The following is an 8,784-nucleotide window of genomic DNA, read 5'->3' as shown; positions in this document are numbered from 1 at the left end:
GGGTCGGCGGCGGCCGCGGTGGGGTCGGCGGTGCGGGTCGCGTCGTCCGTGGCGCCCCCGTCTGTGGCTGCACCCTGGGAGCGCTGGGAGCGACGTGAGAACTTCATGAGCCGAGTGTCCGGCCGCGCGGCTATCAACCGGCTGTGACTTCGCTGACCCGGCCCGCGCCTCCTCGGCTGGTCGTCGACCGCCGCGTGGCGGGCGCACGGGCTGCGACCGGGCCGGTCAGTCCTCGGGCGCGAACCTCGGGCCGTCGTACCCGTCGCGTCGCACGCGCTCGGACCAGGCGGCGAGCGGCCGAACCCAGAGCCCCTGCTCGCCGTAGAGCGCCCGGTAGACGACGAGCGGCTCGTCGGTCTCGCTGTGACGGGCGGTGCCGAGCACCTCGTAACGGCCGCCCTTGAAGTGGCGGTACGAGCCGGGGGCGGGAGGGGTGTCGGCGGTCATCCCGCGAGCCTAGACGGGCGGTGAGGGGCACGATGGTCGGGTGACCCAGGACGCTCCCCGCTCGACCGCCAGCACGCCGACCAGCCCGGGTGAACCCGTCGTCGACACGGACGACCGGGCTGCCCGCCGCGAGTTCGACACCCCCTCGGGCCGCGTCGTGGGCCGCGTCGACGGTGCCGTCGTGCGGGTGCTCGGGGTGCCCTACGCCGAGGCCGACCGCTTCGAGCCGCCGCGCCCGGTCGCGCCCTGGTCGTCCCCGCTGCTCGCCTTCGACCGTGCTCCCGCCTCGCCGCAGGTCGCGGCACCCGGGCTCGACGCCCTGATCGAGGGTGCCGCCGTCGGCATGGTCGACGACGAGCACTGCCAGCGCCTCTCGATCACCCTGCCCGCCGACCTGCTCGCCGACGAGCGCGTGCCGGTCATGGTCTGGATCCACGGCGGCTCGTACGTGTCCGGTGCAGGTGACCTGCGCGTCTACGACCCGCGCGCCCTGGTCGCCGAGCAGCGCGTGATCGTCGTCACCGTGACCTACCGGCTGGGCATGCTCGGCTTCTTCGGCGTCGGCGACGAGGTTCCCGCCAACCTCGGGCTGCTCGACCAGCTCGCGGCGGTCCGCTGGGTGCACGACACGATCGAGGCGTTCGGTGGCGACTCGTCTCGCATCACCCTGTTCGGCCAGTCGGCCGGCGGCGACGCGATCGCGCACCTGATGATCAGCGAGGGCGCCCGGGGGCTCTTCGCCCGGGCCATCGTGCAGAGCGCCCCGCTCGGCATCGCGCGCGGCCGCAGCCGCATGGTGAAGGCGATGACGGAGGCGGTGGGCACGCCCCGCAAGGACGCCCCGCTCGACGAGCTGCTCGCCGGGCAGTCCGTGGCCGAGCGGGCGGCGAAGCGCTTCGGGCTGCGCGGCGGCATGGCCTTCGGCGTCCAGTACGGCCGCGCACCGCTGCCAGCCGAAGCCGCCGCCGACGACGCCTGGCGCGAGGTCGCGCCCGAGATCGACCTGCTGATCGGTGCCACGGCCGACGAGACCGCGGTGTTCGCCGAGTTCTCCCCCTTCTTGCAACGGCTGTTCGGGCTGCCCGTGGTCGGCCGGGGCATCCGGCGCGTGATGATCGACGCCACGACGAAGGCGGTCTACCACCGGGCCGGTCGGGCCTTCGCCGAGCGGCACCGGGCAGCGGGCGGGCGCGTCTCGACCTTCGAGTTCACCTGGGAGCCCGAGGGCACGGCCTTCGGCGCGGCCCACATCACCGAGCTGCCGCTGCTGCTCGGCGGCCGCGAGGCCTGGGCGCACACCCGCCTGATCGGCACCACCGACTGGGACGACGTCGACCGCCGCGGCCGCAAGGTGCGTCAGGTCTGGGCCGACTTCGCCCGCACCGGCACGGTCGCCGCCGACGCCACGGCCGGCCTCGCCGACACGCTGGTCGTCCGCCGCCGCTGACCGGGCCCTTCTCGGTCGTTCCTCCCCGACCGCACCGCGCCTCCTTCCGTCCACAGGCACGGCCCGGGGTTCGCACGCGACGGTGCCGCGACAATACGATCGACGGCAGACCCGATGCGCCGACGCCGCCGTAGTCGCCCGCCCCGCCGTGCCCCGCGGCGCCGAGCACCTGAGGACCCCCGTGAAGAAGTTCCGCCGCAACCAGGCGCGCATGCACCTCGTCATGATGCTGACGTTGACGTTCACCACCGGCATCATCGACGCCGTCGGCTACCTCGGCCTCGACCGGGTGTTCACCGCGAACATGACCGGCAACGTGGTCATCCTCGGCATGGCCATCGCGCAGGCCGACGGTCTGCCGATCGTCGGCCCGATCGTGGCCCTCGCCGCGTTCCTGCTCGGGGCCGCGATCGGCGGCCGTGTCCTGCGAGGCGGTCGTGCCGGCTGGTCGGGCCGCAGCACGATCTCGTTCGGGGTGACCGGCGGCGTGCTGCTCGGGCTCGGCATCTCGACCTTCTTCGTCGTGCCCGAAGAGAACACGCCGTGGGCCTTCACGATCACCGGCCTGCTCGGCGCCGCCATGGGCCTGCAGGCCGCCGCCGCCCGCAAGATCGCCGTGGCCGACGTCACGACCGTGGTGGTCACGTCGACCATCGTCGGGCTCGCGTCCGAGTCGAAGCTCGCCGGCGGCACGGGCAAGAACTTCCCCCGGCGGGTGCTCGCCGTGGTGCTCATCCTCGCCGGGGCAGGCGTCGGGGCCCTGCTGCTGCAGGTGCACATCGGCGTGGGCATGGGCGTCGCGGGTGGGCTGACGCTGCTCGTCGCCCTGACCGGACACCTGCTGCGCGAGCGGCGGAGAGAGGTCGTAGCGCGCGAGGCCGAGGCCGCCGCGGCAGCCGCAGCGACGGCGACGGCGACCCCGGCTGCCGCCGTGGCGTCCGGAGCCCCGGAGGCGCGCTCGGCGACCGACGGAGCGAACGGCGACGCTCGTGGCTGACGCCGTGCACCACGACCTCGTCGTCCGGGCCCGTCGTGCGTTGGTCGACGGCGACTGGCGCGAGGCGAGCGTCGTCGTCCGGGACGGCCGCGTCGTCGCGATCGGCGGCCTCACCGACGAGGTCGACGCCACCGTCGACGTCACGTTGCCCGACGACCAGGTGCTGCTGCCCGGCGTCGTCGACAGCCACGTGCACGTCAACGAGCCCGGCCGCACCGAGTGGGAGGGCTTCGCGACCGCGACCCGTGCCGCCGCCGCCGGGGGCGTGACGACGATCGTCGACATGCCCCTCAACAGCATCCCGCCGACCACGACGGTCGACGCGCTCGAACAGAAGCGGGCCGCCGCCGGGCCCCAGTCGGTCGTCGACGTCGGGTTCTGGGGCGGGGCGATCCCGGCGAACCTCGGCACGGGCGACCTGCGGGCGCTGCACGAAGCCGGCGTCTTCGGGTTCAAGGCGTTCCTGTCGCCCTCGGGCGTCGACGAGTTCCCCCACCTGTCGACCGAGCAGCTGCACCGGGCGATGGCCGAGCTGGCCGACTTCGACGGCCTGCTGATCGTGCACGCGGAAGACCCCGACGGGCTCGACGCCGCCGCTGCCTCGCTGACCGGCGCCGGTGACGCGGCCGCCGGCGCCGAAGCCGGCGCCTCGTCCGTCGAAACACCCGCAGGAGGCGCGGCGTACGACGCGTTCGTCCGCTCGCGTCCCGACGTGGTCGAGCGCACGGCGATCGAGCACGTGGTCGACGCCCTCCGCACCACGGGTGGTCGTGCCCACGTGCTGCACCTCTCGTCCGCGACGGCGCTCGACACCATCCGCGCCGCCAAGGCCGAGGGTCTGCGGCTCACGGTCGAGACCTGCCCGCACTACCTCACCTTCGACGCCGAGCACATCGGTGACGGTGCGACGCAGTTCAAGTGCTGCCCGCCGATCCGTGGCGAGGCCAACCGAGAGCTGCTCTGGCAGGCTCTCGTCGACGGCACGATCGACGTCGTCGCGAGCGACCACTCCCCCTCGACCCGCGAGCTCAAGTTCGCCGGTGGGCCCGACGCCGCACACGGCGACTTCGACGTGGCGTGGGGCGGCATCTCCGGTCTCGAGTTGAGCTTCCGCGCCGTGTGGACCGGGGCCCGGCAGCGCGGCATCCCGCTCGAGGCCGTCGTCGGCTGGATGTCCCGGGGCACGGCTGCCCTCGTCGGCCTCCCCTCGAAGGGGCGGATCTCCGTCGGCGCCGACGCCGACCTCGTCGCATTCGCCCCCGAGATGCCCGTGACGATCGACGTCGACGACCTCTCGCACCGCAACCCCGTGACCGCGTACGACGACGCACACCTGTTCGGCGAGGTCGCGGCGACGTGGGTGGGCGGCCGGCTGGCGGGGCCGAGCGCGCCTCCTGCGCGGTTGCTCGTCCGTCCCGACACCGGGGTCGCCTCGTGAGGGGCGGTCGCGTCACCTCCCTCGAGGTCGCGGCGTGAGCCCGACGGGGGCGGCGGCTCCCCTCGAGGTCGCCCCGGGCGTGCACTTCGTCGAGGGTCCCGCGTCCAACTGGACGATCCTCGCGGGCGACGGCACGCTGACGCTGGTCGACGCCGGCTACCCGGCCGACCTCGAGCTGGTGGAGTCGTCGCTGCGGGCCGTGGCGTCGGCGACGGGCGCCGGTGACGCCCGACTCACGTCGGTCCTCGTGACGCACGGGCACAGCGACCACATCGGCACCGTCACGGCCCTGCGTCGGCGGCACGAGTTCGAGGTCTTCGCGGCACCCGCCGAGGTGCCGAACGTGACCCGCGAGCAGCTGCACCAGGTCACCGTCGGCGACGTCCTGCCGCACCTGTACAAGCCGCGGTTCGCCCGCTGGGTGCTGCACGCGGTGCGCGCCGGAGGCCTGGGCGACGTGGCCGTGACCGACGTCGTGCCGCTCGACCTCGGGGCGTCACGCACGTTCAGCGGTCACCGCGTCGTGCCGACGGCCGCGGTCGGTCACACCCCCGGGCACACCGTCTTCGCGCTGCCCGACGACGACGTCCTGATCACAGGCGACGCCCTCGTGACCGGCCACCCGACCTCACGGCTCGACGGCGTGCAGATGCTGCACCCGATCTTCCACTCCGACCTCGCCGAGGCGGGCCGCACCTACGGCCGCCTGGTCGACCGCGGGGCGCGGGTCGTGCTGCCGGGTCACGGGCCGGTGCTGCGCCGCTGAGCACGGCCAGCCCCTCGGCGTGCGTGACCCGCTGGTCGGTCCTGCACCTCGAGAGTCGGCTGTCGGCCTACTCGAGCTCGGAGAGCTCGGCGTACAGCTCGGTGATCTCGGCGACGCGGCTGCGGCCACCCTCGGGGCGTCCGGCGCGCACGGTCTCGGTCAGGACGGCCCCGGCCAGCAGGGCGGCCAGGCTCATCGCGCTCGCGTAGCTGTCGAACGGGGCCGGGGTCTCGACCGGGCAGTCGAGCCTCACGGTCACGTCGACGCCGCGCAGTGACGGATCGGCCACGAGCACCACGGGCACGCCGCGCGCAGCCAGGGACGACAGGACGCCGGCGAAGCCGGCCGGCCGACGGCGGAACCCCACGAGGACGACGACGTCCCGCGCCCCGAGCCCGACCAGCTCTTCGCCGATGGACTGACCGGGCTGCGGCGCCACGCGCACGTCGTCCCGCGCCTGGACCAGCTGCTGCCGCAGGTGGAGTGCCACCGGGTAGCTGTTGCGGAACCCGGCCACGACGACGCGCTCGGCCCCGGCGACCAACGCCGCGGCCCGCTCGAGCCGGCCGTCGGCGAGCCCCGAGAGCATCACGTCGAGGTTGCGTCGTTCGGCCTCGGCGTGCTCGGCGAGCCCCCCGGAGGCGCGGGTCGGCCCGACCGGGACGCCACGGCTGCGCGACGCCCGCGCCTGGTCGCGCACCTCTTGCGCGTCGGTGAAGCCGAGCCGCCGGAACAACCGCGACACCGTCGCCTTCGAGACCCCGCTCTGCTCGGCGATCTCGGTCGCGGTGTAGACGGCGAGGTCGTCCAGGTGGTCGAGGATGAAGTCGGCGGCTCGCTGCTCCTGCGGCGAGAGGCGGCCGTAGCCCGAGTCGATGCGATCACGGATGCCCGCCCCCTCGACCGGGCCCGCGCCTCCTGCGCCCTCCGACTGCTCCGCACCGGCGGTGGCGGCGGCAGCGGCGACGTCGCCGTGCGCGTCGTCGCCGCGCGTGTTGTCGCCGTGCGGCCCGGTCACGCGGACGCCCGCGCCGCGACCGGGTGCGCCGCGGCGACCGCGTGCACGGCGGCCTCGAAGGCGTCGAGCGCGACGGCCACGTCGTCGATCGTGACGATCTCGTCGGGGTGGTGACTGATGCCGCCGTTGCCGCAACGGACGAAGAGCATGGCCCACTCGGTCATCTCGGCGACGGCCATGGCGTCGTGCCCGGCCTTCGAGAACAGCACCATCGGGTCGGCGTCGCCGGTGGCGGCGATGCCCTCGCGGACGAACCCCCGGAGGCGCGGTGAGGCCACGACGGCCGGCGCGCGGTGGGTCTCGTCCACCGAGAAGGTCAGGCCGCGACGCTCGCAGACCTCGGTCGCGACGGCCTGGATGTCGGCCCAGACCTGGTCACGACGGTCGTCGTGCTCGCCGCGGAGATCGAGGCTGAACTCGACGAGCCCCGGGATGACGTTGACCCCGCCGGGGAAGGCCTGCAACCGGCCGACCGTGGCGATGCAGTCGGCCTCGCGGGCCAGGCGCTCGACCGCCAGGACGATCTCGCTGGCGCCGGCGAGCGCGTCGTGCCGACGGTGGAACGGCACGCCACCCGCATGTCCGGCGACTCCGGTCAGGGTCAGCTCGAAACGTCGCGCCCCGGCGATCGACGAGACGACGGCGAGCGGCCGATCGGCTTCCTCAAGGTAGGGGCCCTGCTCGATGTGGGTCTCGAGGTAGCCGATCACGTCGGTCGGTTCGTGGGCGGCGTCGGCGACCCGGTCGGGGTCGAGACCGAAGGCCAGGAACGCCTCGCGCAGCGTCGTGCCGGCCGCGTCGGCCAGGGACCACCACTCGGGCAGCCAGGTGCCGGCGACCGCGCGGGAACCGAGCAGGGCGGTGCCGAAGCGGGTGCCCTCTTCGTCACCGAAGGCGAGCACCTCGATCGCGAAGGGAAGGCGGGTGCCCCGGGCCGACAGCCGTTCGACCAGGGCGATGCCGAGCAGCACGCCGAGGATGCCGTCGTACCGGCCGGCGTCGGGCACCGTGTCGAGGTGCGAGCCGAGCAGCAGGGCGGGCAGGCCGGGTTCGGTGCCCTCGTAGCGGCCGCGCTGGTTGCCGGCCGCGTCCTGCCACGTCGTCATGCCGGCCTGTCGCATCCATCCGCCGGCCATCGCGTTGACCCGGGCGTGCTCGGGCGAGAGGTACACGCGCTCGATGCCGGTCGGGCTGCTCGAGACCGCGGCCAGGGCGTCGCAGCGTTCGAGGACGAGACGGGCCTCGTCGAGGGGACCGCCCTCGGGGACGGTGGTGGCCTCGGGGCTCACGCCGCGCCTCCTTCCGGGGCCGCGCCTCCGGCGGTCGCCGCGTCGAGGTCGGGCGACTGCTGGTCGGGGACGACCGAGGAGGCGCGGGTCGCCTCGGACGTCGCGGCCGACGCCGAGCGGTCCACGTCGAGGTACACGTCGTACGCGGCCCCGACGCCGCCGCCGCTCGTGATCGGCGCGCCCTCGCGACGGAGCACGGCCTCGAGCGCGGCAAGGGTCGTGAGGACGGTGTCGCGACGCGCGTTGTAGCCCATCGTGCCGATGCGCCAGACCTTGCCGTGCAGCGGGCCGAACGAGGTGCCGATCTCGATGCCGAAGTCGGCGAGCAGGGCGCCACGCACCCGGTCGCCGTCGACCCCGTCGGGGATCACCACGGCCACCACGTTGTTCATCTTGTGCGCGAGGTCGCCGAAGGTCTCGAGGCCGAGCCCCTGCACCCCGGCGAGCATGGCGCGGCCGTGCAGCTCGTGTCGCGCGACCACGGCGTCCACGCCCTCGTCGACGACGAGGCGGGCGCACTCGCGGGCGCCCCAGAGCATCGTGGTCGCCTCGGTGTGGTGGTTGAGGCGCTGAGGGCCCCAGTAGTCGAAGATCATCGCGAGGTCGAAGTAGTTCGAGGCGATCCGGTGGGCGCTCGTCGTGTCGCCTTCGGTGCGGATGCCGGCCTCGATCGACGTGCGGGCCCGGATGACCTCGACGGCCCGCTCGCCGTAGGTGACGGGCGAGGACCCCGAGGGGCCGCCGAGGCACTTCTGCAGGCCGGCGCTGACGGCGTCGAGGCCGAGCTCGTCGGTGCGGAAGGTGTTGCCGACGATCGACGCCGTGACGTCCGTGTAGAACAGCACGCCGTGGCGGGCGCAGACCTCGCCGAGCCCCTCGAGCGGCTGGGCGACGGTCGTCGAGGTGTCGCCGTGCACGACCGCGAGCAGCTTCGGCTGGACGCGCTCGATCGCCTCGACGATGGTCTCGAGGGCGAAGACCTGCCCCCAGGGCACCTCGATGACGTGGACCTCGGCCCCGCAGCGCTCGGCGATCTCGCGCAGCAGGTGCCCGAAGCGGCCGAAGACGGGCACGAGCACCTTGTCGCCCGGCTCGATCAGAGAGACGAGCGAGGCCTCGATGCCGGCGCGCGAGGTGCCGTCGACGAGCAGGGTCTGTTCGTTCGAGGTCTGGAACACCTCACGGTAGAGCGCCTGGGTCTCGTCCATGTAGGCGGTCATGGCGGGGTCGTACTGCCCGACGAGCTGCGCCGACATCGCCCGGAGCACCCGGGGGTCGGCGTTGATCGGGCCGGGGCCCATCAACAGGCGGGCGGGCGGGTCGATCGGCTGGAAGACGCGTTTCACCCGGCCCACCCTACGCAACCCGTGTTTCATGCAGGT

Annotated in this window: 8 protein-coding genes; 4 read left to right on the top strand and 4 right to left on the bottom strand. The window is 74.0% G+C overall.

What is annotated here, in order from left to right:
• Positions 1-225: 225 nt before the first annotated feature.
• On the bottom strand, positions 226-447 hold the full coding sequence (locus tag BIV04_RS09880) for a DUF1653 domain-containing protein (RefSeq protein ID WP_071256116.1): 222 nt from the start codon (positions 445-447) through the stop codon (positions 226-228).
• 40 nt (positions 448-487) lie between these two features.
• Here BIV04_RS09880 and BIV04_RS09875 point away from each other — a divergent pair, with 40 nt between their 5' ends.
• The 4 genes from BIV04_RS09875 (at position 488) to BIV04_RS09860 (ending at position 5,095) form a co-directional block, all read left to right on the top strand.
• Entirely contained in the window at positions 488-1,894 is a 1,407-nt protein-coding gene (locus BIV04_RS09875; RefSeq protein ID WP_083396339.1) for a carboxylesterase family protein, read from the top strand.
• Positions 1,895-2,075: 181 nt separating this feature from the next.
• Positions 2,076-2,891, top strand: a complete 816-nt coding sequence (locus BIV04_RS09870; RefSeq protein ID WP_255364249.1) for a DUF1275 family protein — start codon at positions 2,076-2,078, stop codon at positions 2,889-2,891.
• A complete protein-coding gene (gene allB, locus BIV04_RS09865; protein WP_255364248.1) occupies positions 2,884-4,329 on the top strand; it encodes an allantoinase AllB in 1,446 nt (481 codons plus the stop codon). The genes BIV04_RS09870 and allB overlap by 8 nt, the downstream gene beginning before the upstream one ends.
• A gap of 34 nt (positions 4,330-4,363) precedes the next feature.
• A complete protein-coding gene (locus BIV04_RS09860) occupies positions 4,364-5,095 on the top strand; it encodes an MBL fold metallo-hydrolase (RefSeq protein WP_071256114.1) in 732 nt (243 codons plus the stop codon).
• A gap of 67 nt (positions 5,096-5,162) precedes the next feature.
• Here BIV04_RS09860 and BIV04_RS09855 read toward each other — a convergent pair whose 3' ends face one another.
• From BIV04_RS09855 to BIV04_RS09845, 3 genes are read right to left on the bottom strand one after another with little or no spacing between them, the layout of a single operon-like run.
• Complete coding sequence (locus BIV04_RS09855; RefSeq protein WP_255364247.1) at positions 5,163-6,113, bottom strand: MurR/RpiR family transcriptional regulator; 951 nt, start codon at positions 6,111-6,113, stop codon at positions 5,163-5,165.
• Positions 6,110-7,402, bottom strand: a complete 1,293-nt coding sequence (locus BIV04_RS09850) for an allantoate amidohydrolase (RefSeq protein WP_071256113.1) — start codon at positions 7,400-7,402, stop codon at positions 6,110-6,112. The genes BIV04_RS09855 and BIV04_RS09850 overlap by 4 nt, the downstream gene beginning before the upstream one ends.
• Positions 7,399-8,748 (bottom strand): alanine--glyoxylate aminotransferase family protein, encoded by a 1,350-nt coding sequence (locus BIV04_RS09845; RefSeq protein ID WP_304457118.1) that lies wholly within the window; start codon positions 8,746-8,748, stop codon positions 7,399-7,401. Before BIV04_RS09845 ends, BIV04_RS09850 begins: the two co-directional genes overlap by 4 nt.
• Positions 8,749-8,784: the final 36 nt, after the last annotated feature.

Source organism: Frigoribacterium sp. MCBA15_019 (assembly GCF_001864945.1).
Classification (GTDB): Bacteria; Actinomycetota; Actinomycetes; order Actinomycetales; family Microbacteriaceae; genus Frigoribacterium.
Note: the sequence above shows the minus strand (reverse complement) of the source record. Positions and strands in the feature narration are given on the sequence as shown.

Coding starts and splice junctions, on each gene's coding strand:
- BIV04_RS09880 (WP_071256116.1), bottom strand. CDS start 447: ATGACCGCCGACACCCCTCCCGCCCCCGGCTCGTACCGCCACTTCAAG.